This window comes from Haloarcula nitratireducens (assembly GCF_019599505.1).
The window spans coordinates 1254155-1278589 of the sequence record NZ_RKLT01000001.1 but is presented as its reverse complement, the minus strand read 5'-3'; the positions used below and the strand labels follow the sequence as shown (position 1 = coordinate 1278589).

Annotated in this window: 21 protein-coding genes and 1 rRNA gene; 12 read left to right on the top strand and 10 right to left on the bottom strand. The window is 68.8% G+C overall.

The annotated features are described in order from the left end of the window. Nucleotides 1-119, top strand: a 5S ribosomal RNA gene (rrf, locus tag EGH23_RS06610); the annotation flags it as partial. Between the two features lie 145 nt (nt 120-264). Here the strand turns inward: rrf and EGH23_RS06605 are convergent. Further along, the gene (locus EGH23_RS06605; RefSeq protein WP_220579187.1) at nt 265-2361 is read right to left on the bottom strand and encodes a beta-glucosidase; all 2097 of its coding nucleotides are present in this window, start codon (nt 2359-2361) and stop codon (nt 265-267) included. Between the two features lie 168 nt (nt 2362-2529). Here EGH23_RS06605 and EGH23_RS06600 point away from each other — a divergent pair, with 168 nt between their 5' ends. Then, complete coding sequence (locus tag EGH23_RS06600) at nt 2530-3171, top strand: alpha/beta hydrolase (RefSeq protein ID WP_220579186.1); 642 nt, start codon at nt 2530-2532, stop codon at nt 3169-3171. Nucleotides 3172-3177: 6 nt separating this feature from the next. On the opposite strand, the gene EGH23_RS06595 is transcribed toward EGH23_RS06600, so the two are convergent. Then, nucleotides 3178-3606 carry a CopG family ribbon-helix-helix protein gene (locus EGH23_RS06595; protein WP_220579185.1) on the bottom strand — a complete coding sequence of 143 codons (429 nt, stop codon included), beginning with the start codon at nt 3604-3606 and terminating at the stop codon, nt 3178-3180. A 120-nt stretch (nt 3607-3726) separates the two neighbouring features. Here EGH23_RS06595 and EGH23_RS06590 point away from each other — a divergent pair, with 120 nt between their 5' ends. From EGH23_RS06590 to EGH23_RS06570, 5 genes are read left to right on the top strand one after another with little or no spacing between them, the layout of a single operon-like run. Then, nucleotides 3727-4911: a vWA domain-containing protein gene (locus EGH23_RS06590; protein ID WP_220579184.1), complete on the top strand. Its 1185-nt coding sequence runs from the start codon at nt 3727-3729 to the stop codon at nt 4909-4911. Nucleotides 4912-4969: 58 nt separating this feature from the next. Beyond that, a complete protein-coding gene (locus EGH23_RS26985; protein ID WP_220579183.1) occupies nt 4970-6202 on the top strand; it encodes an FHA domain-containing serine/threonine-protein kinase in 1233 nt (410 codons plus the stop codon). A 2-nt stretch (nt 6203-6204) separates the two neighbouring features. Continuing rightward, complete coding sequence (locus EGH23_RS06580) at nt 6205-7359, top strand: PP2C family protein-serine/threonine phosphatase (protein ID WP_220579182.1); 1155 nt, start codon at nt 6205-6207, stop codon at nt 7357-7359. A gap of 52 nt (nt 7360-7411) precedes the next feature. After that, a complete protein-coding gene (locus EGH23_RS06575) occupies nt 7412-8767 on the top strand; it encodes a double zinc ribbon and FHA domain-containing protein (protein ID WP_220579181.1) in 1356 nt (451 codons plus the stop codon). A gap of 39 nt (nt 8768-8806) precedes the next feature. Then, nucleotides 8807-10042: a zinc ribbon domain-containing protein gene (locus tag EGH23_RS06570; RefSeq protein WP_220579180.1), complete on the top strand. Its 1236-nt coding sequence runs from the start codon at nt 8807-8809 to the stop codon at nt 10040-10042. Here EGH23_RS06570 and EGH23_RS06565 read toward each other — a convergent pair. Together EGH23_RS06565 and EGH23_RS06560 are read right to left on the bottom strand one after the other, a co-directional pair. Then, complete coding sequence (locus tag EGH23_RS06565; RefSeq protein ID WP_220579179.1) at nt 10039-10449, bottom strand: archease; 411 nt, start codon at nt 10447-10449, stop codon at nt 10039-10041. The genes EGH23_RS06570 and EGH23_RS06565 overlap by 4 nt on opposite strands. A gap of 201 nt (nt 10450-10650) precedes the next feature. Beyond that, on the bottom strand, nt 10651-10989 hold the full coding sequence (locus EGH23_RS06560) for a hypothetical protein (RefSeq protein WP_220579178.1): 339 nt from the start codon (nt 10987-10989) through the stop codon (nt 10651-10653). An 82-nt stretch (nt 10990-11071) separates the two neighbouring features. Here EGH23_RS06560 and EGH23_RS06555 point away from each other — a divergent pair, with 82 nt between their 5' ends. Further along, nucleotides 11072-11386, top strand: coding sequence for a hypothetical protein (locus EGH23_RS06555; RefSeq protein WP_220579177.1), 315 nt, complete (start codon nt 11072-11074; stop codon nt 11384-11386). A gap of 238 nt (nt 11387-11624) precedes the next feature. Here EGH23_RS06555 and EGH23_RS06550 read toward each other — a convergent pair whose 3' ends face one another. Continuing rightward, a complete protein-coding gene (locus EGH23_RS06550) occupies nt 11625-13382 on the bottom strand; it encodes a MutS-related protein (protein WP_220579176.1) in 1758 nt (585 codons plus the stop codon). A 96-nt stretch (nt 13383-13478) separates the two neighbouring features. Then, the gene (locus EGH23_RS06545) at nt 13479-14291 is read right to left on the bottom strand and encodes a plastocyanin/azurin family copper-binding protein (RefSeq protein WP_220579175.1); all 813 of its coding nucleotides are present in this window, start codon (nt 14289-14291) and stop codon (nt 13479-13481) included. A gap of 229 nt (nt 14292-14520) precedes the next feature. Here EGH23_RS06545 and EGH23_RS06540 point away from each other — a divergent pair, with 229 nt between their 5' ends. Both EGH23_RS06540 and EGH23_RS06535 read left to right on the top strand, forming a co-directional pair. Further along, entirely contained in the window at nt 14521-15144 is a 624-nt protein-coding gene (locus EGH23_RS06540; RefSeq protein WP_220579174.1) for a zinc ribbon domain-containing protein, read from the top strand. A 45-nt stretch (nt 15145-15189) separates the two neighbouring features. Beyond that, the gene (locus EGH23_RS06535) at nt 15190-15927 is read left to right on the top strand and encodes a sporulation protein (RefSeq protein WP_220579173.1); all 738 of its coding nucleotides are present in this window, start codon (nt 15190-15192) and stop codon (nt 15925-15927) included. Nucleotides 15928-15957: 30 nt separating this feature from the next. On the opposite strand, the gene EGH23_RS06530 is transcribed toward EGH23_RS06535, so the two are convergent. After that, a complete protein-coding gene (locus EGH23_RS06530) occupies nt 15958-18786 on the bottom strand; it encodes a DEAD/DEAH box helicase (protein WP_220579172.1) in 2829 nt (942 codons plus the stop codon). Between the two features lie 100 nt (nt 18787-18886). On the opposite strand from EGH23_RS06530, the gene EGH23_RS06525 reads away from it, so the two are divergent. Both EGH23_RS06525 and EGH23_RS06520 read left to right on the top strand, forming a co-directional pair. After that, complete coding sequence (locus EGH23_RS06525; protein ID WP_220579171.1) at nt 18887-19657, top strand: creatininase family protein; 771 nt, start codon at nt 18887-18889, stop codon at nt 19655-19657. A gap of 65 nt (nt 19658-19722) precedes the next feature. After that, on the top strand, nt 19723-20583 hold the full coding sequence (locus EGH23_RS06520; RefSeq protein ID WP_220579170.1) for a class 1 fructose-bisphosphatase: 861 nt from the start codon (nt 19723-19725) through the stop codon (nt 20581-20583). Between the two features lie 9 nt (nt 20584-20592). Here EGH23_RS06520 and EGH23_RS06515 read toward each other — a convergent pair whose 3' ends face one another. The 3 genes from EGH23_RS06515 to EGH23_RS06505 are packed head-to-tail and all read right to left on the bottom strand — an operon-like array spanning nt 20593 to nt 24360. Beyond that, entirely contained in the window at nt 20593-21342 is a 750-nt protein-coding gene (locus tag EGH23_RS06515) for a metallophosphoesterase (RefSeq protein WP_220579169.1), read from the bottom strand. Nucleotides 21343-21394: 52 nt separating this feature from the next. After that, entirely contained in the window at nt 21395-23080 is a 1686-nt protein-coding gene (locus EGH23_RS06510; protein ID WP_220579168.1) for a hypothetical protein, read from the bottom strand. Next, entirely contained in the window at nt 23077-24360 is a 1284-nt protein-coding gene (locus tag EGH23_RS06505) for a Single-stranded DNA binding protein (RefSeq protein WP_220579167.1), read from the bottom strand. The genes EGH23_RS06510 and EGH23_RS06505 overlap by 4 nt, the downstream gene beginning before the upstream one ends. Nucleotides 24361-24435 lie beyond the last annotated feature (75 nt).

The window sequence follows — 24435 nt, the reverse complement described above, 5'->3', positions numbered from 1 at the left end:
GCGGCCATAGCGGTGGGGTTGCCTCCCGTACCCATCCCGAACACGGAAGATAAGCCCACCAGCGTTCCAGCGAGTACTGGAGTGCGCGAGCCTCTGGGAAATTTGGTTCGCCGCCACCATTCATTCCCTATATTCATTACAGCCCGCGCGGAGAGGTATCTGTCCTCTCCGCGTGGGCTTTTCGTATTTATTGGGTAGCGATAGCGGCGAACAGACAGTTCGCCGAGCGGGAAAGCCTTCAGCGGCGGTTTCGCAACTGCGCGGTCAGCGGTCGATTGTGACGGTCTCTCGAACGTCGCGGGCGGAGCGCGCGATCTCGACGGTGTACGCACCGGCATCGACAGTCCAACCGCGATCCGCGTCGTAGCGCGAGAAGGCGAGATCGTTGAGGGAGAGCGAGACGGTTCGTGACTCGCCCGGCGACAGCGAGAGCGATTCGAAGCCCGCGAGCTCCCGGCGCGGTCGTTCGACGCCGTCGACGGAGGGCGGTCGGACGTACGCCTGTACGACCTCACGCCCTCGGCGACTGGCGACGTTCTCGACGGACACTTCGACAGTGCTCTCGTCGATAGCGACCGCGTCGCCGTACTCGAAGGTTGCATAGGAATGGCCGTGACCGAAGGGATAGGTCGGTACACTGTCGGTCGCGTCGAAGTACCGGTACCCGACGAAGACGCCCTCGTCGTAGTGGGCGACGCCGTCGACACCGGGGAAGCGGCGTTCGTCGCTCGTCGGATAGGTCTCCGTCGGCGCGAAGGTGACCGGCAGTCGGCCGCCGGGGTCCCGGTCGCCGTAGAGGACGGACGCCAAGGCGTCGCCGTCGGATTGGCCGGGGTACCAACACTCGACGATGGCGGCGACGTCGTCGCGCCACGGGGTCTCCACCGGGCCGCCGGAGCGGAGGACCACGACTGTCTGATCGTTGGCGGCGGCGACGGCCGAGACGAGTTCGTCCTGTCGGCCCGGGAGCGAGAGGGCGTCGCGGTCGCGCGCTTCGGTCGTCGCGTCACGGACGACGACGACGGCGGCGTCGGCGTTCGCGGCGGCGTCGACGGCGTCGGAGAGTGAGGGATCGCCGTCGGGCGCGGAACGCTCGTCGTCGCGGCCGCCCTCGACGAACGGGAGGAGGTCGAACAGCGAGACGGATTCGATTGCCTCGACACCGCGGGCTGTAGTCACTGATCCGGTGGCCCGAGATTTCAGGCCGTCGACGGGGCTCCGGGAGACGAACGGCGTCGTCTCCGAGGAGCCGCCGCCGCCGAGTTTCGCTTCGTGGACGTGGGGGCCGACGAGTGCCACGTCCGCATCGTCTGAGAGAGGCAGGACGCCGTCGTTGTCGAGCAGGACGGTCCCGCGAGCGGCTACCCGTTCGGCCAGATCACGGTGACGCTGGCTGTCGAGTTCGCCCGTGCGTTCGGTTCCGTCGAGCAGGCCGATTCGGGCCATCTGCCCGAGGACGCGGGAGACCATGTCGTCGAGGCGGTCTGCCGAGACTGACCCGTCGTCGACGGCGGTGGCCAAGGGGTCGCCGAACAGGCCCGCGCGGGTCGCGTCCGGGATCCCGTCGGGCCACTCGAACTCGTCGGCGTCGCCGGTTTCGGGTTCGACGGGGACGCCGGGCATCTCCAGATCTAATCCGGCGTTGGCCGCGCCGACGGTGGTCTCCAGCCCGTACCAGTCGGAGACCACGTAGCCGTCGAACCCCCACTCGTCTTTGAGGAGGTCGGTGACGAGCGGCTCGTGGTCGCTCATGTGAGTGCCGTTCACCCGGTTGTAGGCCGTCATCACCGACCCGACGCCGGCTTCGACGGCGGCGCGGAACGGCGGGAGATAGAGCTCTCGAAGCGTCCGCTCGTCGACGTCGGCGCTGACCGCCGTCCGGTTCGTCTCCTGATTGTTGGCGACGAAGTGCTTGACGGTCGCGACCACGTCTTCGTCGTGAATCCCCTCGACGAGCGCTCGGCCGATTTCGCTCGCGAGCACGGGGTCCTCCGAGAGATACTCGAAGTTCCGCCCGCAGTGAGGTACTCGTACGATATTGACGCCGGGGGCCAGTAGCGCGTGCTGACCGTGTGCGGTGGCTTCGCGTGCCATCGCGGCCGCCTGTTCGCGGGAGAGGGCCGGGTCGAACGACGCCGCCGTGGCGAGCGACGCGGGGAACGCGGTCGAGCGCTCGCCTTCGGCGCGGACGCCGAGGGGACCGTCGACGAGGCGAAACGGTGGGACGTCGAGACGTTCGACGCCGGCGAGGTAGCCGGTCGCGGTCCCTTCGGGGTCGCGCGTCCCGCGGACGAGCGATAGCTTCTCGGCACGGGTCAGCTGGGAGACGAGCGCGTCGATCTCGGGAGGTGGGTCTGCCATCGGATACCGTATCCTCGGCCGACCGTCGTATAGAGGCTTTGGCGACGGAATCGCCGGTCGTCTCGTTCGCGAGCGCGAGTCCTGTCAGGGACTAACACGCGGCAGTGAAAAGGATGGAGCGCACATCGTCCGTATGGCGACGAACGATCTGACGAGGGAGGATCGGTCATGAACGGGCCGCACCAGAACCAGGAACTGGTCACGGCCGGAACCTCGCTGAACGACGCAGAGGCGGCGATGGTACTGGTCCACGGCCGCGGAGCGACGGCACAGAGTATCGTCCAAATGGGACGAGAGGTCCATCGGGACGGACTCGCGCTGCTGGCACCGCAGGCCGCCCGCAACACGTGGTATCCGCAGTCGTTTCTCTCTCCGGTCGAGGAGAACGAACCCGGGCGGAGTTCGGGGTTACGGGCGGTCGGCGACGCGGTCGAGCGAGCGAACGACGCGGGGATTCCGACGGAGAAGATATTCCTGCTGGGATTCTCGCAGGGCGCGTGTCTCGCTAGCGAGTACGTCGCGCGAAACCCCCGCCGATACGGCGGGCTGGCGGCGCTGAGCGGCGGCCTCATCGGCGAGTCGGTAAATCCCGACGAGTACGACGGCGATATCGAGGAGACGCCGGTGTTCCTCGGGTGCAGCGACGTGGACCCGCACATCCCGCTGGAGCGGGTTCACGAGACCAGCGACGTCTTCGAGCGGTTGAACGGGGACGTGGACGAACGCATCTACGAGGGGATGGGACACGGCGTCAACGAGGACGAGCTCGACGCGGTGGACGAACTGGTCGGGCGACTGGTTCCCGCCTGAACCGGTTCACTCCACGTCGGCGAGCGTCCCGAACTCGTCGACGGGGACGACGGAGTAGTCGATGTTCAGCGTGTCCTTGGTGGCGCGAATCTTACCCACGAAGGTCGAGATCTCTTCGAGCGTCCCTTCGAGGACGAACAGTTCCATACAGCGGTGTTCGCCGACGTGGCTGTGGAAGTTCGACGCGACGAGGCCCTCGTGTTCGTGGCGCAGGCGCATCATCTTCTCTTCGACGGCGGTCGTGTCGTAGTCGAAGAGGACGGTGACGATCCCCATGAGTTCACGGCCCTCCAGTCGCTTGTCCTCGAACTCGCCCAGTAGGTTCCGACTGGCCTCGCGGATGATCTCGCTCCGGCCGGTGTAACCGTGTTCCTCGGCGAACTCGTCGATGCGCTCTAGGAGTGACTCCGGCATGGAGACGCTGACGACGGTCATGTATTAACTGAGTCGGCAATTCCTATTAAGGATTATCGAACGGCCCGCGCCGCGGCGGCTTTCTCTCTCCTGATTCTGTGGGGAAAACTTATAATTAGGTCGTAAGTCCCTCTTACCAGTATGACCGCGAACGTCGTGACCGACGCTAACCGGCCACACGTCCCGGGGGATGGGGCGAAACTGACGGCCGAGATCGAAGTCGAACCCGGCCGACAGGACGAACGACCGACACGACAGATTGCCCTGTGTATCGACGCGAGCGGGTCGATGGCGGGCGAGGACATCGAACGCGCTCGGTCGGGGGCCGAATGGGTGTTCGGACTGCTCGAAGACGACGACTACGTCTCCATCGTCGCCTTCGACAGCGACGTCGAGGTGGTCCTCGACGCGACGCGGTGGGGCGACATCTCGCGCGAGGAGGCGATGGACCGCCTCGACGCCATCACCGCGGGCGGCGGCACGGACATGTATCGGGGGCTCGCAGCGGCCGCGGAGTCCCTGCGTCGACTTCCGGACGATGCCACCACCGCGCGACGACTCCTCTTGCTCTCGGACGGCAAGGACAACAGCCACGACCCGCCCGAGTTCGAGACGCTCGCGCGGGAGATCGACGCCGAGGGCATCCGCATCAAGTCGGCCGGCATCGGTAGCGACTACCGAAAGGAGACGATTCGGACGCTCGGCTCGACCGCGCGGGGGGAGTGGACCCACCTCGAAGCGGCCGGCGACATCGAGCAGTTCTTCGGCGACGCCGTCGAGGAGGCCGGAACGCTCGTCGCGCCCGACGCGCAACTGGAACTCGACGCGGCCGGGGGCGTCGAGGTAAGCGAAGTCTACCGCGCGCTGCCACAGACACAAGAAGTTACGACCGAGTGGCAAGATAACTCGACGGTGATCAAGCTACCGGACCTGTTGGACCGCGAGACTCAGCGTGTCGTTCTGAAGATACACGCGCCGCCGCGCGAGGTCGGACAGGAGGTCACGCTCGCGGACGTGACGCTGACCGCCGGCGGCGAGACGGCGACGGGGGCCATCACCGTCGAGTACACCGACGACGCCGAGAAACTCGGCGAGCACAACGAACGGGTCGACATCGACCACCGACAGACCGTCATCAAGACGGAACTCGGGAAGGGCAACGTCGCCGAAGCCCAGACGCAGATCGAGCGGATGACCCGAGTCCACGGCGCGGACGCGGAGGCCGTCGAGTCCGCGGAGCGCCAGACGCGGATCGTGATGGAGGGCGGCCGCGAGGAACAGAGCAGGGCCACGAAGATCGTCACCGACGAAGGACTCCAGAAGTGACGGCGGGCGAACCGAGTGACGCGAGCGAGGCGGCCGACCGGGTCCGACGGTGAGCACCGTGACGTGGGAACCCGAACCGGGTGACGTCGTCGGCGGTCGGTACGAACTCGAGGAGTTCCTCGGGAAAGGCGGGTTCGCGAAGGCCTACCGGGCGCTCGACCGGGAGACCGGCGACGCCGTCGTCCTGAAGCACCCGAACTACACGGAGTCACAGAACGACCGGAGCGTCATCGAGGAGTACTTCGAGAAGGAGGCGGAGTCGCTCGAACGCATCGCCGCGGCGGGCGGCCACGAGAACGTGATGGACCTCTGCGATACGGTCCGGGAGCGCGACGTCCCGTTCCTCGTCGTCGAACTCGTCGAGGGCGGTATCGAACTCGACGGCGTCATCGACCGGCACGGTCCCATCGAGGACACCGAACAGGTCCGCCAGATCGGCATCGACCTCGCGGACGCGATGGGGTTCCTCCACGAGAACGAGATCGTCTACCGGGACCTGAAACCCGAGAACGTGATGCTGACGCCGGACATCACGCCGACGCTCATCGACTTCAACACGGCGACGGGGTTCGACGCCACCGGCGACCCGGCGACGGGCAACAACGGGACGACCATCCTCGGGCCGTTCAAGCCCCGCGAGGTCGCGGAGGCGAGTCGGACCGACGTCCGGCAGGGGCCGTGGTCCGACGTCTACTCCATCGGGAAGATCCTGCTCTTCCTGCTGAAAGGGAGCGTCCCGAAGAAAGACGGCGTCAACCCGCAGGAGTTTGGAGCCGACTGCGAGGACTACCTCGCCGAGATCGTCGAGCGAGCGACCCAGTCGGACTACCGGCACCGATACCGCAACGCGACGGTGCTCAGAGACGTGCTGGAAGCCAAGGACCCGACGCCGCCGTCGACCGCTTCGGTGCGGTACATCCAGGCCGACCAGCAGTTCACGGTCGAACCCGGCGACACCATCGGCCGTGAAGGAGCGAGCGGCCCGCCGGCCTCTATCACCATCGAGGACCCGCAGGGCGAGTACATCTCCTCGGTGCAGGTGCAGTTCGACACCCGTGACGGGGAGTGGCACCTCGTCGACCGGAGTCTCAACGGCACGTTCGTCCAGAAGGGAGCGGGGTGGCAGCGAGTGCTCTGTGAGGCGGGCCGCGAGCGACTCCGACAGGAGGGCGAAGACCCGACCGACAGACACGGCGACGTCCCGCCGGAGTCGGTGCGACTGCGCGACGGCGACCTCGTTTCGCTCGTCCACCCGACCTACGGCGTCACCTTCGAGTTTCACCCCGAGTAATCATGCGATACGCAACCAACTACGACATCGGCGACCGGAAGCGCGGACGAGGAATCAACGAGGACAGCCTCTCGCTGACCGTCTTCGAGGAGGGACACCGCGGCGGCTATCGAGGCCAGCGACGTCCGTCCGATAGCGGCGATGTGGCGGACGCGGACACGAACGCAGGAGACAGCGGAGACGAGGACACGAGCGAGGGGGACGCGGAGAGCGAACGCGAGGGCCGCCCGGCCAACCGATCGGCGGGCGTGTTCGTCCTCGCTGACGGCGCGGGCGGTCACGACGCGGGCGACGCCGCCTCCTACATCGCGACGACGGTCGTCGCCGAGCGATTGGCCCCGGTCGCCATCCGCTCGGTTCGGGGCTATCCGGACGGATTCGACGTGGACATCGGCCCGGAAGTGCTTCCCGAGACGCTCGGCCCGGAGGACGTACAGGCCGCTATCGAGAGCGCCGTCGTGGAGGCCCACCGCGATATCATCCGATACGCCGACGACTCGGGGTCGCAGTCGTACACGACGCTCGTCGCCGGCGTCTACGCCGACGGCAAACTCCACCTCGGCTGGGTGGGCGACAGCCGCGCCTATCTCGTCAACCACGCCCGCGAGGAGATCGTTCGGCTGACGAAAGACCACGCCGTCGTCGAGGAGATGGCCGACGCCGGGGAGATAGACGACGTGGAGGCGCACGTCCACCCGAACGGCAACGAGATCACGCGGGCGCTCGGCGGATCCGGTCACGAGGACCCCGAACGGGCCTTCGTCGATGTGGATACGCGAACCGTCCGGCTGTACGCCGAGGACACCGTCCTCGCGACGAGTGACGGTCTCATCGACGCTCAGACCGACGCGCCGGAACTCTACGAGGAGTACGTGGACGCCGGCCGCTCCGAGGCGGCGGCCGAGACCGTCCGCGAGGCGGTCGTCACCGACGACGAGATTCGGGACGTCCTCTTGGACGCCGATTCGCTCTCCGACGCCGCCCGGGAGTACGTCTCGCTGGCCAACGACCGCGGCGGGAAAGACAACATCTCCGTGCTCGTGTTCGACGACGACGCGCTTCCGGCGACCCCGGCGGCCGGCGGGTTGCCCGTGCGGGCCGCAGATCCGGACGAGGACGTCGCGGACCGCGAGACGCTGATAATGTCAGACGAGTGAACTTCAGGGGTAACGTTTTATTTCTCGCCGTGAAATCCGCCAACGAACGAGTATGTCAGATGTAAGTACCGAACAAGGGGTGGAGTGCCCGATCTGTGGGGAGGAGTTCGACCCGACGGCAGCGGGCGGGTGGTGTACGAATCCGGAGTGCGGGGAGTGGCAGTATACGGACGATAGCGGTGCGGTCGAGGCGACCGAAGCGGACGGCGACGCGTCCGCGGAAACGACCGAGGAAGAATCTGACCGCGACCTCCTCTCCGAGACGGCCGAGCATACCGACGGCGGCGACTCCGTCGCCGACGCCGAGCCGACCGCCGAAACGGTTACAGACGACGCTGACGAGACAGACGCCGTTAGTGAGACGGTCGAAGAGAGCGAGGCGGACGAGGACACCGAGGCGGCCGAAACCGAAGACGTAGCGGAAGCGGCCGAAGCGGGTGCGCCCGCCGACGCCGCCGACGCGGAGCCGGCCCCGGACTCCTCGGGCGCACCGACCGGCGACGAATCGACCGAACCGGACGCCGAGGTGGCGACGAGCGACGCGCCCGCCGAGACGTCCGAGACGGCGACCGACGCGGGGGCCGACGAGACCGCCCCCGAGGAATCGGCGGGCGGGGAACCGGCGTCCGAGGAATCGGCTGCCGAGGCGGCCGAAATCGACGAATCCGATGCCGAAGCGGACGACGCAGTAGCCGTCGAGGCGGAACCGGAGAACGAGACGACGGACGACTTCCCAGAGGCCGACGAAGGGACTTCCGCCGAGGAATCGACTGCGGCAGACGAGGAAACCGAGGATCGAGAAACGACGGACGCCGAGGCGACCGTCGACTGTCCGGAGTGTGGCACCGACCTCGATCCCGAGGCCAACTTCTGTCTGGAGTGTGGAGCCGACGTACAGGACCTCGAACCGGGCGAACCCGAACCCCTCACGGAGTGCCCGGCGTGTGGCGCGGACGTCGACGGGGACGCCAACTTCTGTATGAACTGCGGCGAGGACCTCGACGCGCACCGGGGCGGGGAATCCGGTGGGGAGGAGTCAGAGAGTCAGGACGCCGTCGAGGCTCTGGAGTCTCAGAGCGGCGACGGCGACGGGGCGGAACCGGTCCCGGACTCGCTGGTGCTCGAAGTCAGCGGCGAGGGGATTCCGGTCGCCGACGGCGACAAAGTCGGCCGGGAGATCCGAGCGGCGCTCATCGACGCCGGACGGCCGGAGGACGAGGCGGTCCGAATCCACCGCGAACACGTCCGGTTCGTCCGCGAGGCCGACGCGTTCTACCTCGTCGACCTCGGTGACAACCCGACTCGGCTCAACGGTCGGACGCTCCAGAAGGGCGACCGGGAACCGGTCGAGCCGGGGGACGAACTCGAACTCTCCGGCGTCGCGACCGTCGCGATTCGAGCGCCCTGACCGCACGAGTTAAGCCATCACTCGGAGATACGTCACGTAATGTCGGATGGGTTCCCCGTCGAGGAGTTCCGTCGGTCGCTGTCGCTGCTCGCTACCGAGTGGTGGGTGCTCGTCGGCGGACTCGCGGGGTACCTCTTCTACGGCGCGTGGGTCGTCCTCACCGGCCTCGCCGTCGGACGCCTCGTGCCGGGGTTCGTCGACGCGGCGGTGCTGACCGTCGGTGGCGTGCCCGTCACGGGGCTCTCGGTCGTCGCCGTCGTCGCGTGGCTCCTCGTGCCCGCGACCGTGGCCGCGTGGCTGACGAACGGACGGTTCCGAAACAGGCACGGGAACCTCGCCAAGCGATATCGACTGAACCATCCGAGCGTCCTCGTCGCACCGCCGGGGATCGTCTTACTCGGCTGTCTGTTAGTGTCGCTCGCCATCGGGTCGACGCCGATCGCGATTGCGGTGGCGCTCGTAGCCAGCGTCCACCTGCTCGTACGGACCGTCGTCTACGGCTATCGAGTGTACTCGCTGTCGGTGCCGCCGCTGTTCACGCTCTTTCTGTTCGCGACCGGCGCGGCGCTGGCGGCCGGGTGGCTCGTCCAGGCGACGTTCCTCGGTAGCGTGAGTCCCTCCGTCGGGAATCTGGTGAGCGCCGCTGGCGTCGATGGCGTCGTCGAGACGGTACTCGAACTGACTGGGGTCGGTCCGGGTACCGCGTTGACGGCGGTGGTCGCGACTCCCGCGCTCCTCTCGACGACGTACCTCCTCGCCCAGCAGATCGCCGGCGCGGTCGTCAGGTCGAAAGCGCCCCTCGCCGAGCCGTCGCGCCGGCCCGGCCAGCGGTTCCCGATCATGCCGCCGGTCGCGCAGGCGGAAGGAGGGCGAAGCGGAGCACGGGCCGGATCGACGAGTGACCGCGCCACCGGGGACGAGACGCTGTCGGACGCGGACGGCGAGAGAGGCGAGAACGCCGCCGAGAGCGAGACGGCCGAGACCACCGTCGGAGACGAAGGCGACCGGTCCTCGAACACGCGAGTGTTCACGCCGGACCAGTCGGTGCCAGAGGAGATGGAGACGAACGTGGGTTCGGGAGTGACGACGTTCGACGACGCGGACGGCTCGTCGGACACCGAGGGCGAGGACGACGGGTGGCTCGACGACACGGCGGTGTTCTCGCCGGAGCGCCGCGACGCGTCCACGTCCGAGGCGTGTCCCGCCTGCGGCCGAGAGATTCCGCCGGAGACGACGGCGACGTTCTGTCCCGACTGCGGGGAGCGGCTCGACTAAACGTCGAAGACGACGTAGGCGCGCCAGCCGTCGGGCGTCGATTCGACGGCCATCTCGGAGTAGGTGACGGCTTTCACCTCTCTGGCGGTGACGGCCGCGAGCGGGACGCCGCGAGCGCTCGCTTCGACTACCCACTCGCCATCCTCCTCCGTGACGGCGGCGTCGTTTCGGACCGGGAGGACGCTGCGGACGTCTCGCTCGTAGATGAGTTGGTCGAGGTAGTCGAACAGGAGCGCCTCGACGGACTCGGCGGTGACGCGGAGGTCGAATCGCTCGCCCTCGTCGGGAACCGTCTCGCACATCGCGGCGGCGAGGCCGTCGGCCGTAGCGGCGAACGTCTCACCGAGCGTTCCACCGGTGGCCTCGACGGCGACGTCTGCCGTGTGGGAACGGAGCGTGAACGGCATCGCTCGACGGTTCGCCCCTCGCCGAGAAAGAGGTACGGGTTCCCGGGATCGCGGGCGACGGCCGGCTGTGCCACGGGCTACCGAACGTGCAGTAGATTTAATATGTGCTCCCGAGATGGATAAAACACGTCACACGAAGCGACGTGGTGTTCCCATGACCGACGAAATCCAGACCCCATCGCCGCCCGCCGCACGCTATGTTTACAGCGTGTGGTCGGTCGCCGGACGCGGCACGCTCGCCGCGTCCGGGATTCCCTTTGCCGGGGACTGGATCGGTCGGGTGAACGCCCGTCCGTCCCGCCTCGCATAGGGACGCAGCGCCGCCGTGGGACGGTTGTCCGGTCGCGCGGACGCCCACTGCGGCGGCGCTTCGATCTCGTCTTCCGACGACCCGACTCGCCGGCGACGCCGCTGCCGACGGCCGCCGGGCAACTCAGCTACCTTCGCGGGTAGACGGTTCGCTCGGCGATAGACGACCGTCGTCCGTCTTCGCCGGCCGGCCGGACTCGGGTGGTCGAAAAGCCAACCGGTGAGACTCATCTCCATCCAGCGACCGCTGTGTCGCCCCACCGACGGACTCGGTCGGCGAGTCCCCGCCCGGTTCGACTCCGGCCGTCGGTCTATGTCGCTGAAAGCGACTGCCCCCGTCGAGGCATCGGCCGAGATCTCGCTGCGGGTCCCCCGCGGCGGATCCGACGACTTAGAGAGCGGCGTCGCCGACGTCGTCGAGAACGTCGACGGCGTGGCCGAAGTCACCGTACGGCGAGTCCGCGGCGTCCGACCGACGTTCACCGACCTCCGGGTCGACGCCGACCTGCGAGTGTCGATCGCCGTTCCCGATATCGACGACATCGCGCCCGAGACGGCGGCGACGGACTGCCTCGCCGACGGGTTCGGTATCCTCGCCGTCGACCGTCTCGCCGTCGAAGACGCGTAACCCGCGCTTCGGCCCTCCCCGCCTCTCCGCGTCCGCTGGCGGACGCCGGATATCCTCCGGTCTCCGGGTTCGACCCCCGGCGGAGAGAGGACCAACGAATGCGAACGACGTATCTCATCGCCATCGCGGAACAGCGACGAAAGCAGCGAGACGACGACCGCCGACGCGCCCGCCGTCGGTAACACCGCGGGCTTCCTCTCGTTCTCGTAACCGAGCAGCCGTCGGTTCGCCGGTCGCCTCACTCGGCCTCGTCCCAGCGAACGTCCGAGAGGGTCCGCTGGACCGCTTCCTCGCCGACGGCCTGCGCGAGCGTCTCGAACCCGCCGCGCTCGACCGGATCGTTGGCGTTTGCGACGAGTCGGGAGACGATGAACTCCGGCGTGGACTTCCCGACGGTGCCGAACCGCGGCTGATAGTCCACCTGCAGGTTCAGGTCGGGGTCCAGTCCCTCGGCGAAGATGCCGTCGACGCGGGCGGCGTCGGGGAGCGGTTCGAGATCCGCCGCGAGGTGCGTGACGAAGACGCCCAACGCGTCGCGGTCGACGGTCAGCGTGACGAGGCCGTGCAGCAGGTTCGCCGCCGAGCCCGGTTCCGTGATGGCTTCGAACTCGTCGACGAGCATCAGCGTCCGGTCGCCGCCGGTCAGCGGCGGGACGACCGACCGGAGCGTCGATTCGAGGACGCCCGCGTTGAACGAGGCGTGACGGCGGTGGAAGACGACGGTGTCGACGATGCCGACCTCCGCGGCGTCGGCGGGGACGGGCAGCCCCATCTGCGCGAGCAACTGAACCTGACAGAGCGTCTCCAAGAGGGTCGTCTTCCCGCCGGAGTTCGCGCCGGTGAGCACCGCCACCCGGTCGCCGCTGGGCGGGGCGTCGGCCCGCTCGACGTCGAGCGCGTGGTCGCCGACGGCGTAGGTGACCGGTTGCACGTCGTCGGCGTCGGCGAGCGCGAGGTTCCGTGCATTTCGCACGGCGACGGTCTCGCGGTCGACGAAGGTCGGCCGCGTCAGGTCGTAGCCGATGGCGAAGCGGGCCAGCGAGACGGACAGCGAGACGTCGTCCACGACGGCGACGGCCGCGTCGATGTCCTCGCGCGCGGCCGCGAGGTCGTCTTCCAGTCGCTCTGCGACCGCCGTTTCGCGCTCCTCGACGGCGCTCCGGAGCGACCGGCGCAGTTCGCGGAGGGCGGCGTCGACGAAGTCCTGTGCGTCCGTCGCCTCGCTCGGCATCGCGTCGCGGACTCGCGCGGCGTCCATCCCCGTTTCGTCGGTGACGTACCGGACGAGCGCGTCCTGGAAGTCAGCTGGACGGCGCGCCCCTTCCTGGACGGCCTCGACCACTTCGGGCGCGGCGGCCGCCAAGTCCTCGACGTCGCCGAGCTGTGCGCGGAGGCGGTCGAGTTCCGCGTCGGCCCCCTCGCCGACTCGTTCGCCCTCGCCGGCGAGGCCGGCCAGCGCCGCCCGAGCGTCTTCGAGTGCGTCGGTATCGAGCGCCGACACCTGCTCGAAGATGCCGTCTCCGACGCCGGTCTCCAGCAGCGCGAGCGCCGTCTCGACGGCCGCTCGCTCGCCCGTCCCCGCGTCGTAGCGCTCGAAGGCGTCGAGAACGGCTCGCTGGTCGTCGTCCGAGAGGTCGCGCCACGTCGTCTCCGCTTCGAGGACGTCGTCCAGTCGCTCGGTCATCGCCTCGCGGGTGGGCAGCGGCGTCAGGACGCGGATCCTGTCGGCGGCGTCGGCCGTGACCGCGTACTCCTCGGCGAGGTCCAGTAGCTCCTTGTACACGTCGCGGGTGTCCCGAGTCGCAAGCAGGTCCATCGACTCGGCCCCGGACGCTCGCCGCAGGATGCGCGTCGCCCGCCCGCGGGAGAGCCCCGCGGCGGTCAGCGCTCGCGTGTTCGCCGTCTCGATGGCTTCGACGGCCCGTTCGACGCCCAGCTCCTCGGCCAGCAGTTCGGACGTCTTCGGCCCGATTCCCCAGTACTCCTCCAGTCGCATGGACCAGCGGACGGGTCGCCGCCGTTTAGTCGTTTATCACGCGCCGTCGGCCATCGATGGAGGGGTGCGTCTCGCGTGGCTCGCGCGACTCGTACGTCAGCCCTGCGTCTGCCCGGACTGCCCGCCGACCGCCTCCAGCGACTCCCACATCACCGACCCTTGTTCGACGATGTTCGAGGGTTCGAGCGCCGGGTCCGTGAGCGTCTCCCGGGCGAGTTCGACGGGACCGGCACGCGGTGCCGGGAGCGCGTTCGGGTCGCTCGTCTCGAAGGGCGCTTCGGTGGCGTCGCCGACGACCACGCGCATCGCCATGCCGTACGTCTCGTGGGGCGAACACAGCAGGTCGTAGACGCCCGGCGTCTCGAAGGCGTAGAGCCACGTCGACGGAACGGGTTCGCGCGGGCCGCCGCCCCGTTGCTCCCCGCTCTGCTGGCCATCGCTATCTTGCTCTCCACCTTCGCCCGCACTGCCCATCTCTCCCGGCGGCTCTATCTGGTCGTCGGCGATAGAGCGCGGTTGCCAGCCCAGTACCGGCGAGGAGAAGGCGCGGACACCGGTCGGAACCCGCCGTCGCATCCCGAAGGCCGGGTGATAGCTAACGACGTTGTGGTCCGGGGTGGTGAAGACGAACTTGATGACGTCGCCCGGCTGGACGTGGAGGCCCGTCGGCTGATAGAAGAAGTCGACCGGCCGATTCTGATTGGTCGGCGGCCCCCGTATCAGCGTCTCGACTTCGTAGACCGTCCCCGCGCCATCGCCGGATGACGGGGTGTCGCTACTCTGCCCGGCATCGGTCTCTCCGTCGTCGGTCTGTGCGGTCGCCGTGCCGCCGAGTCCCGACAGCACCGCGCCCGCGCCGAGCGCCTTCATCACGTCACGTCGAGAGGAGTCGAGTGGATATCGCTCCATGAAGCAAGCAGTGCCCTCTCGCACTTTGTTAACGACCCTCGATGAGAGATCGCGGTTCGCAGGACGACGTTACCGTCCGGACGGCCTCGAAGCGGTGAACGTCACCATCGTGACAGGGTAAGCAGAGCGTAGCGAACGGCAAGCCGATCGTACGGAACCCGACGACGAGCGGGCAGTCGGCCGTCGGACCGAGCGGACCACTCAAGCCGTTGGCGTCGCATGCGACGGTATGGACGAGTGGCGCGCGGCCGACGACCCGGCCTGTCCCGCCTGCGGGGAGTCACTGGCGGCGACGGCGGTAGAGTGCCCGGCGTGCGGCGAGCAGTTGGTCTCCGAGGAGGTAGCGGCCCTTCTCGACGAGCGGATGAGCGCGGCCTACGACGGCGACGTGAACGCCGCGCCGCGGTGGGCCGTCCTCCTGACGGGACTCGCGCTCGGCGTCGCCATCGCGCCGCTGTTCGCCTACGCCGTCGCTATCGCCGTCGGCGACCTGCCCTTTCTCGCCATCGCCGGACTCCTGCTCGCCGGCTGGCTCGGGTCGGCGGCGGCGCTCGCGCGCCTCCCGAACCCGAGCGCGGCGCTCGCTCGCGGCCTCTACCTCGTCGTCGCCGGCGTCCTCGCCGTCGTGGCCGCGCTGGGCTACGACTCGCTCTCCGGCGGTGGCGTCGGCTCGGACCGAACGCTCCTCGTCGCCGCCGCGCTGGCGGTTCCCGCCATCGTCGCGGCGCTCTTGGCGCGGCGAGTCTCCGAGCGCGCCGCCCGGCAGGCGCGGGGCGAACCCGGACCGCTCCACGAACGCGCGGGCTTCGGCAGCGAGGGCGCGACGGACGAATCCGCCGACGAGAACCCCTGATCACCACGAAGTTTATACCGGAAGCCGCCGCCAACGACCGGTGGCATGAGAGACGTGCTCTCCCGCATCGGGATTGGCTCCGCCCGCGTAGATACCATCCTCCCCTCCAGTACGGTCCGTGCCGGCGACTCGGTCGACGCCGAGGTCCACGTCGAAGGCGGTTCGACCGACCAGGAGATCGACGCCGTCTACTTCGCCCTAGAAACTGAGTACCGCACTGAGGAGGGCTACGCCGACGCCATCGTCGACAAGTGGCGACTCACCGACCCGTTCACTATCGAGGCCGACGACGAGCGGCGCTTCGAGACGACCATCGACGTGCCGCGACGGACGCCCGTGACCGTCGGCTCGGTCTCCGTCGAGATCGAGACCGGGCTGGACATCTCGCTGGCCGTCGACCCGGAAGACGAGGACCGCATCGACGTCCGCCCCACGGACCGGCTCCAGGCCGTCTTCGACGCGCTGGAGGACCTGGGCTTCTCGCTCCGTTCCTCCTCGTGTCAGGCCCGCCCCGGCGGCATCTTCTCGACGTCCGCGAGGTTCGTCCAGGAGTTCGAGTTCCGCCCGCAGCGCGGCGAGTTCTCCGGCGACGTCGACGAAGTCGAGATGATCCCCGTCTACGACGACGGCGGCCTGACCGTCCACATGGAGGTCGACCGCCGCGGCGGCCTGCTCTCGGAGGCGATGGACGTAGACGAACGCCACACTTCCTTCACAGTTCAGAACGCCGATCCGTCGGCCGTCGAAGAGCCGCTAGCCGAAGCGATTCGGCGACTGAGCTAGCCTCGCCGCGACGACCCCGGGACGACTTGCCTACCCCCAGAACGACTGCGTTCTGGCGTACTCCCGCTCCTGTCGGAGGATGTCCCGATAGAACTCGTCTTCGTCCTCGCGCAGGCGGTTGATGATCCGGGCGGCGTTGTGCGGCCCGACGCCGCGCGCGGCGAGGGCGACGACTGCCTGCTTGCCGTGCGTCTGGACGAGCGACCCGGCGCGGTAGGCCCGCTCGGTCATCTTCTCCTGTTCGTCGCCCTTCTCGTCGGCCCGCACCGCCGCCACGACCTCGTCGGCCCACGGGTTCAGCGCGGCGACGCGAGTGGACCCGCACTCGGGGCACTCCGGCTGGTCACGCACCCGACTGACCTGCTGCTTGCGGTCCCACTCCTGACAGTGCAGACAGGCGAGGATGACGCGGTCGCTCTGGATGCGCTCTCGCACGGTCTGAATGACGCTCGCGTCGGCGTTCTCCGGCGAGAGTAACTCTCGACCCGAGGCGTTCCCGCCGAGGCCGATGGGCGTGCGTTCGCCGACGGTTTCGAGGGCGATGTCGCCGGATTGAATCGCTCCCAGTAGCGCTGCAGTCCCCTCGATAGCGAGGTCCTCGTGGCGCACCTCGCGCAGCGCCTCGTCGTACATCGGGGTGTCCTCCAGCGCGGCCAGCAGTCGGTCCCGACCGAAGTCCGTCGAGCCGCGGCCGCGCCAGCGCTTGAGCGACCCGAACTTCGTGGCGACCTGCGCGAGCTTGAACTTCAGGGCGTCGGCGTTCTTCAGGCTCAACTCGACGAGCGCCGGGAGGTGGTCGGGGTCGGTCTCCTCTAAGACCTCCATCACGTCGCCGGCGCTGATGCGGCGGGGCACTTCGAGTTCGATGCGGTAGGGGTCGACCTCCATCGCGACGGACGACCCCGCCCGCTGCCCGAGGAGGGACGAGAGGACCCGTCCCAGCGTCTCGTTGACCTTGTGACCGTAACAGCAGTTGACGAGGACTTCCCGGCCGCGGAACTCGACGAGTATCGTCTCGGCGTCGGGAATCGGGGCGTCGTGACCCTCCAGTTGCGAGAGGCCGTCGGCCACCGTCCCCGCGTCGGCGTCGTACCGGCGCGCGACGTGGGCCGCGACCGATTCGGCGGGCGCGCCCTCCTGTAACTGCTCGCCGGCGACTCGCCGCAGTTCTCCGACCTCGCCCGCGACGGCCTGTGGAACGGGAATCTCAGAACCTACCCACGAAGGCACCTCGCCGGCGGGGTCCTCGATGGGGGAGACGGTCACGACCTCCTCCTCCTCGTCGATGTTGGTGATGCGCCACATCTCGCCGCGCTGGACGAACACCTCGCCGGGCGTGGCGAAGTTGACGACGAACCGCTCGTCCAGAGTTCCGACCTGCTGGCCCGAGGCCACGTCCTCCACGTCGTAAGTGGCCTCGTCGGGTATCATCGATAGGTTCTGATAGAAGTACTGCCAAGTGCCGCGGCGCTTTTCGAGCGTGTCGCGCTCCTCGTCCAGCCAAACGACGTTGTTGGCGGCCAGTTCCCGGACGACTTCCTTGAAGGCGTCTTCGTCGATATCGCGGAACGGATACGCCCGGGTGATGATGCGATACGCTTCCATCGCCCGCACCTCGCCCGTGTCCATCACGATGCCAGCTATTTGATTGGCGACGGTGTCGAGGCTCCCGTCGTGAATCTCGGCGGGCTCGACGTCGCCGTCCTGCGCCTGCCGAGCGATGGCGAGCGCTTCCAGCGTGTCGTCGGCGTGGGTCGTCACGACGGCTCCCGAGGAGATCTCGTCGCGGCGGTGGCCGGCGCGGCCGACCCGCTGGACGAGCCGGGACACCTGCCGGGGACTGCCGTACTGGACGACGTGGTCGACCCGGCCCACGTCGATACCGAGTTCCATCGAGGAGGTACAGAGCAGGGCGTCGAGTTCCCCGGCCTTGAACCGGTCCTCGACGTCGATGCGGGCCTCCTTCGAGAGCGACCCGTGGTGGACGCCGAGGTTCGTCCCGAGCTCCTTGAACCGCGAGCCGAGCGCCTCGGCGGTCTGGCGGGTGTTGACGAACAGCAGGACGGACTCGTTCTCCCGTATCAGGTCGTCGATGAAGCGGACGTGACTGGCCGTCTCGGCGTCGGTGACGAGCTCGCTCGAGAGTCGCTCGTCGCGGTCGGTCACCTGCGGTCGCACCACGTCCACGTCTAATCGACTGCCGATGTCCACCTCGACGACCGAGCAGCCGCGACCGCCGGTGAGGAAGCGCCCGACCTCCTGTGGGTCGCCGACCGTCGCCGAGAGGCCGATCCGCTGGAACGGACCCGAAACTTCGCGCAGTCGCTCGAGCCCGATGGTCAACTGCGCGCCGCGCTTGGCCGCGGCGAGTTCGTGGACCTCGTCGACGACGACGTGGTTCACGTCTTCGAGCGCCGTCCGGAGTTTCGATCCCGTGAGCATCGCCTGCAGCGTCTCGGGGGTCGTCACCAGCACGTCCGGTGGATCGTCGGCCTGTTGACTTCGCCGGTAGTCGGTCGTATCACCGTGACGGACGTCGACGTCCAGGTCGAGCGTCTCGCCCCACCACTCCAGCCGCTCGCGCATGTCGCGGTTGAGCGCCCGCAGCGGCGTGATGTACAGCGCGCCGATACCGAAGCGGTCCTCCTCGGCGCTCGCGAGCGCGTCCAACACCGGAAGCATCGCCGTCTCCGTCTTGCCGGTGCCGGTGGGCGCGACGACGAGCGCGTCCTCGCCGCGCGCCAGTCGCGGGATCGCCTCGCGCTGTGGTTCCGTCGGCGTCGTGAACCCGCGCTCGGAGAGGGCGCTTCGGACTTCGTCGCCGAGCACGCTGAACGCCGCGACACCGGTCTCGCTCATCGAACCCGCCTAGCGGATACGACCGGTTAAGCGCGTCGTGTCACACGTTATCGGGCCTATTCGGCATCGGTTTCAAGGCGCTCGCGCCGGAACTGGGTCCATGTATCTCGCCGACGAGGCGTGGCCGGACCTCGAATCGTACTTCGAGTCGGAGTCGCTGGCGCTGATGCCGCTGGGGTCGACGGAGCAACACGGACCGCATCTCCCCGAAGCGACCGACCACATCATCGCCGAGTCCTTCGCCCGCCGGGCCGCCGAGGAGACGGGCTATCTCTGTACGCCGACCGTCAACGTCGGCGTCAGCCCCCACCACCGGCAGTTCCACGGAACGATGTGGGCCGACGCGCCGGCGTTCCGGGACTACGTCGAGAGCATCACCCGGAATCTGGCGTACCACGGCATCGACCGCGTCATCTTCGTCAACGCCCACGGCGGCAACGTCGAGCATCTCCGCGAGGTGGGCCGCCGGCTGCGCGACGACGGGACGCTGTACGCCATCGAGTGGATGTGGGACGAGAGCATCACCGACCTGATAGCGGAGACGTTCGAGACGCCCGGCCCCCACGGCGGGCCCAAGGAGACGTCGCTCGTCCAGTATCTCGCCGGCGAACTGGTCCACGAGGAGCGCCTCGAGGACGCCCGCGACGGCGGCTGCAGGGAGTTCGACGAGACGACCGGGCGCGTCAACGGCGCTCGCACCTTCTACGACGCCATCGACAACACCGAGAACGGCGTGCTCGGCGACCAGACCGACGCCTCGGCCGAGGCGGGCGAGAAACTGTTCGATGCGGCGCTTTCGAACCTCACCGGTCTCTGCGAGTGGTTAGACGACCAGCCGGCCGAAGACCTCTTTCCGAAACCGCACGTGTAGTTTATGTCGCCGGCGAGACGACGTGGGGACATGTTCGAACCCAGTGACAGCGCGAGGGCGGGTCGATGAACACGCTCGACGACATCGAACGGGCGGTCAAGGACACGGCACACTACATGCGCCGGAACCTCGCCAACTACGCCGGCCGACGCGGCGGCGGAGATCCCGGCGACGAGAACCCCAGCGGCGAACGGCAGGTCGGCGGCGACGTGTGGGCCGACGACCTATTCTTCGACGCCCTGTCCTACATCGACGGCGTCGGCGGCTACGCGAGCGAAGAGCGAGAGAACGTGGTGGACTGCGGCGAGGGCTACGCCGTCGCCATCGACCCGCTGGACGGCTCGGCGAATCTCGCGTCGAACAACTCCGTCGGCACTATCGTCGGCGTCTACGACGCGCCGCTCCCCGCGACGGGTCGCGATATGGTCGCCGCGATGATGGTCCTCTACGGCCCCTACACGACGATGACAGTCGCCCGCGAGGACCGCGACGTGGTTCAGGAGTACCTCCTGCGCGACGGCCACAGCGAGCGCTGGGGGACGTTCTCGCTGCCCGAGGAACCGACCGTGGTCGGCATCGCCGGCAAGAGCGGCGAGCGAACCGACGCGGTCAACGACTTCGCCCAGCAGCTGAGCCGGGAGCTGAAACTCCGCTACGGCGGCGCGACGGTGGCCGACCTCGCACAGGTGCTGGAGTACGGCGGTATCTTCGGCTACCCGGCGACGACCACGTATCCCGACGGCAAGCTCCGCGTCCACTTCGAGGCCGCGCCGCTCGCGTACCTCGTCGAAGCGGCCAGCGGCGGCTCCTCCGACGGGTCCCAATCGCTCCTGGACGTCGAACCCGACGAACTCCACGGGCGGACGCCGACGTTTCTGGGGAACGTGGAACTCGTCGAGCGCTTAGAGGCCGTCGTGAGCGAATAGGACGGAGAATCACACCCGCCGATACTGCCCGAGTCGCGTCCCGTCGAGCAAGAACGCCTCCGCGTCGGCCATCCCGTCCGGGAGAAACGGCGCGAGGAAGTCCTGTCCCTCGACGTTGACCCACGTCCCGCCCGAGCGGTCGTTGAACGCCGGGAAGACGACGAGGTCGGCGCTCGTCTCGACGGCCGCGCCGTAGCGGTCGGCGAACGGGTCGGCGACGAGCGACCCGCGGAGCCACGCCCGTTCCTTGCGCGCGCCGCCGACCTCGTCCTCCAGTCTGACGACGGGATGTTCGTGGCCCACGCAGACGACCTCGGCGTTCAGGACGTCGGGAGCGGGCCACGTGTGTCCGTGGACGAACCCGACGTCGCCGACGCGGGTCCCGTGGCCCGGCGTCACGTCGACGGCGGCGTCCATCTCGGCGAGGACGGGTTCCAGGTCGCCGTCGTGGTTCCCCTTCACGAGGGTGACCGGCACCTCCACGGCCTCGAACAGTTCAGTCAACTCCTCGCGCTCCTCGGCGAAGGGGTCGCCGATGGCGTGACCGAGGTCGCCGAGGACGACCAGTCGGTCCGCTCGCGCTCTGTCGAGGAGGTCGAGTACCCGCTCGCGACGCTCGTCGGCCGCCGACTGGAGTGAAACGCCCTCGTAGCGAAGTCCGGCCTCGATACCGGCGTGGTAATCGGCCACCGCCAGCAGTCGCTCGCCGTCGGTCTCGACGGTGGCGGCCGGGGCGTTCGGGAGCGGTTCGACGCGCATCGCTCTCGCGTTGGCGACGACGGGAGAAAAGGGGCGCGACTGCGCGCCCGTCTCAGATGGGGGTCAGCTTGCCGTCTTCGGGCTCGTAACATTGCCCGCTCATCAACGCGTCCTGGATCGCGTCCTCGACGGCGTCGGGGTCGGCTCCGTACTCCTCGGCGACGGTCGCGCGGATCTCCTCGCGGTCAGCGCCGCCGCCGTCGTCCAAGTCGCGCATGACGTCCATCACGGCGTCTTCGAGGTCGACGTCCTCGGCGTCGGGTTCGTCGGCTGCGTCGGCCGACTCCTCGGGGGTGGTCTCGTCGGCCCCCGCCTCGGTCGCCGTCTCGGGCGTCTCGGCGGGCGCGTCGCTCGTCGCCGCGTCCACGCTCGGTGCGGGCGACTCGTCGCCGGCCGGCGCGCCGGGCGAGTCCGGCGCGGACTCCGCGTCGGCGGCGTCCGCGGGTGCGCCCTCCTCGGACGCCTCCGCCTCTGCTTCGGCCAACTCCTCCGGGTCCGGCGTCTCGATGTCGGCCTCGCCCGGCTCGTCGACCTCCGACCCGCTCTGGAAGTCGGTGCCGTACTCCGCCTCTATCTCCTCGCGCTCGTCCTCGTCGAGTTCGAACTCGGTGTCGAAGTCGCCGACTTCGTCGTCGGCGTCCGCGTCGTCAGCGCCGGCCTCGGCCGACTCGGCGGCGGTCGCCGTCTCGCTCGAATCGGCGATCTCCGTCTCGTCGCCGGCGAACTCGTCGCCGGTTCCCACGTCGGTATCGGTCTCGGTGGGAGCGTCGTCGGACTCCGGTTCGGTCGGTTCGACGGTCTCGCCCTCGTCGGGCGTCGCGTCGGCGGTGCCCATGCTCTCGGTGTCGGCGCTCTCGGCCTCCGCGGTCGCCTCGGTCGCCGGTTCTGCCTCGGTCGCCGGTTCTGCCTCGGTCGCCGGTTCCGCCTCGCCGGTCGATTCCGCCTCGCTTTCGACCGCGCCGGCGCTCTCGCCTTCGGCCGCGACCGCCGCCACGTCGGTGTCGAGTTCGGCGTCGGCCAGCACCGGCAGCGGATCGTCGGTGCCGTCGCCGGGCGACAGCGACAGCGTCCCGGCCTCGTCGACCTCGTCCGCCACGACGCGGGCCGCGTCGAGCGAGAGGTCGCGGAGCGCTTCGAGATAGTCGCCGGTCGTGCCGTAGTGTTCCAGCGCCAGCGGGATGCCGGCGGCGAGGCTCTCCCCGACGCCGGATTCGGTGAGCGAAGCGCGGAGGTCGTCGCCCGTGAGATCGGACTGCTTGGCGCTGGCCGCGTGGCCGATGCGCTCGACGGTCTGCTCCGCGGTCTGGACGACCCAGCGGTCGCGGGTGTCGGCGTCCACCTCGCTGATGGACTCCGGGCGGATCGAGGTGAACACGCGGTCGCCGTCTTCCGGTTCGAACGTTCGAGCCTTGCCGGTGATGGCGACGAACAGCGGCGGCGTCGCGCCCTCTAGGAACGCCAGCGCGTCGGGCTGGTACTGCCCGGCGTAGACGACGAACGGCCCCGTCGGGTCGACGATTCGGGCGCGGAGCACCTCCTCGTTGACCTGCTCGATCTCGGTGAGGACGCCGACGGCGAACAGGCGGTTGACCCGCGCGCCCGTGGGCGTGACGACGTAGTTCGGGGCGCGCTCCTCGTCGGACTCGGAGTACGAGAAGTCCGAATCGTCGAACTCCGCGGCGAACAGGCGGTGGGCGACCTCGCGACGGCCCGGCCCGCCGTCCTCTGACTCGCTCATGCGTCGACCCCCTGGAGGAAGTCACTCGCGCGCGCTGCGGGGTCGTCGTCGGCCTCCTCGAACTCGGTGGCGTTGAGGTTCGCGCCGTACTCGTCGACCGACAGCGACCCGCGGACGACGTACTCGTGGCCGACGACGCGCTCGGCGATGCGGTCCGCGACGACCTCCTTGTCCATCGCGTCCCGGGCGTGTTCGCGGGCGTCGTCCAAGTCGCCGCCGTACACTCGCTCGGTGAGTTCGTCGTCGAGGATGACCGTGACCGTGGCGGTACCGTCGTCTAAGATGGCCTTCGTCCGCAGGTCGTCCTCGCCGTCGACCGCGCCGTGGGTGCGACACTGACCGTTCTGGACGACGCGGCCGCAGTCGGGACAGCGCTCGATGAGGCCGGAGCCGTCCCGGATCTCGATGACGTTGCCGACCAGTTCCACGTCGAACTGACCGCCGCTCTCGACTGCCTCGCGGACGCGCATCCGCGGCGCGTCTTCGGTGACGCTAACGGGTTCGGAGAGCGGCGTGACCGTGGAGAACTCCGAGACGTTCACCGAGGGCGCGCCGCGGAACTCGCGGACGAACGTCTCCTCGATGCGGACGGACGCCCCCTCCTCGATGGCGTCGTGGGGCTCCCAGTCCGTGAAGGGGAGCCGCCCGCTCTCGTCACCGAGGACGCCGCTCAGGATGGTCGTCTCGCCGTCCCGCCCGTCGATGACCTTCTCCTCGCACTCTAAGACCCGCACCTCGACGGTGATGCCGCGGTCGCCGGGTTCGATGTCGGCGAGCGCCGATTCCCCGCCCACCTCGGCGTCGATATCGAGCGTCGCTTCCACGGGTTCGGCCTGCGTGCTCTGCCCGAGGTTGAGTTCGGGATGGCCGTCCCACTCGCGGACGCCGGCGTTCCCGAACTGGACGGTCTCGCCGGGTTCGAGGTCGCCCTCGAAGCCGTCCCACGCGGTGTAGGAGATGGTACCGGACTCGTCTGCGAGTTGGCCCTCCCGGATGACGTGTTGCTCGCCGTTGTACTGGATGGACCGGCGACCGGACGTGAGGACGACGGCGGTGACCGTCACGTTCGAGTCGTCGGTGGTGACCTCGCCGATGGCCTTACTCGACGGCGTGCCGCCGCTGCCGCCGGAGTCGCCGCCGCCGTACTTCCGGCGGAGGCTCTGCTTGGCCTCGTCCATCGGGACGGAGTACTCCACGAGGTTCTCTAAGTCGCGTCTGACCTCCTCTTTGTCTACGTCGAGGTCGGAGGCGAGTTCCTCGACATGATCTTCGAGAGACATCGACGGGAGGTTCGGCGGCGGCGTTGAAAAGGGTTTGTGGGTAGCGGAGGGCGGTCGGCGGCGACGCCCTCACCA

What these genes read in the sequence shown, in the direction of transcription:
- EGH23_RS06605 (WP_220579187.1), bottom strand. Translation starts at nt 2,361, where the DNA reads ATGGCAGACCCACCTCCCGAGATCGACGCGCTCGTCTCCCAGCTGACC.
- EGH23_RS06600 (WP_220579186.1), top strand. Translation starts at nt 2,530, where the DNA reads ATGAACGGGCCGCACCAGAACCAGGAACTGGTCACGGCCGGAACCTCG.
- EGH23_RS06595 (WP_220579185.1), bottom strand. Translation starts at nt 3,606, where the DNA reads ATGACCGTCGTCAGCGTCTCCATGCCGGAGTCACTCCTAGAGCGCATC.
- EGH23_RS06590 (WP_220579184.1), top strand. Translation starts at nt 3,727, where the DNA reads ATGACCGCGAACGTCGTGACCGACGCTAACCGGCCACACGTCCCGGGG.
- EGH23_RS06580 (WP_220579182.1), top strand. Translation starts at nt 6,205, where the DNA reads ATGCGATACGCAACCAACTACGACATCGGCGACCGGAAGCGCGGACGA.
- EGH23_RS06575 (WP_220579181.1), top strand. Translation starts at nt 7,412, where the DNA reads ATGTCAGATGTAAGTACCGAACAAGGGGTGGAGTGCCCGATCTGTGGG.
- EGH23_RS06570 (WP_220579180.1), top strand. Translation starts at nt 8,807, where the DNA reads ATGTCGGATGGGTTCCCCGTCGAGGAGTTCCGTCGGTCGCTGTCGCTG.
- EGH23_RS06565 (WP_220579179.1), bottom strand. Translation starts at nt 10,449, where the DNA reads ATGCCGTTCACGCTCCGTTCCCACACGGCAGACGTCGCCGTCGAGGCC.
- EGH23_RS06560 (WP_220579178.1), bottom strand. Translation starts at nt 10,989, where the DNA reads ATGAGTCTCACCGGTTGGCTTTTCGACCACCCGAGTCCGGCCGGCCGG.
- EGH23_RS06555 (WP_220579177.1), top strand. Translation starts at nt 11,072, where the DNA reads ATGTCGCTGAAAGCGACTGCCCCCGTCGAGGCATCGGCCGAGATCTCG.
- EGH23_RS06550 (WP_220579176.1), bottom strand. Translation starts at nt 13,382, where the DNA reads ATGCGACTGGAGGAGTACTGGGGAATCGGGCCGAAGACGTCCGAACTG.
- EGH23_RS06545 (WP_220579175.1), bottom strand. Translation starts at nt 14,291, where the DNA reads ATGGAGCGATATCCACTCGACTCCTCTCGACGTGACGTGATGAAGGCG.
- EGH23_RS06540 (WP_220579174.1), top strand. Translation starts at nt 14,521, where the DNA reads ATGGACGAGTGGCGCGCGGCCGACGACCCGGCCTGTCCCGCCTGCGGG.
- EGH23_RS06535 (WP_220579173.1), top strand. Translation starts at nt 15,190, where the DNA reads ATGAGAGACGTGCTCTCCCGCATCGGGATTGGCTCCGCCCGCGTAGAT.
- EGH23_RS06530 (WP_220579172.1), bottom strand. Translation starts at nt 18,786, where the DNA reads ATGAGCGAGACCGGTGTCGCGGCGTTCAGCGTGCTCGGCGACGAAGTC.
- EGH23_RS06525 (WP_220579171.1), top strand. Translation starts at nt 18,887, where the DNA reads ATGTATCTCGCCGACGAGGCGTGGCCGGACCTCGAATCGTACTTCGAG.
- EGH23_RS06520 (WP_220579170.1), top strand. Translation starts at nt 19,723, where the DNA reads ATGAACACGCTCGACGACATCGAACGGGCGGTCAAGGACACGGCACAC.
- EGH23_RS06515 (WP_220579169.1), bottom strand. Translation starts at nt 21,342, where the DNA reads ATGCGCGTCGAACCGCTCCCGAACGCCCCGGCCGCCACCGTCGAGACC.
- EGH23_RS06510 (WP_220579168.1), bottom strand. Translation starts at nt 23,080, where the DNA reads ATGAGCGAGTCAGAGGACGGCGGGCCGGGCCGTCGCGAGGTCGCCCAC.
- EGH23_RS06505 (WP_220579167.1), bottom strand. Translation starts at nt 24,360, where the DNA reads ATGTCTCTCGAAGATCATGTCGAGGAACTCGCCTCCGACCTCGACGTA.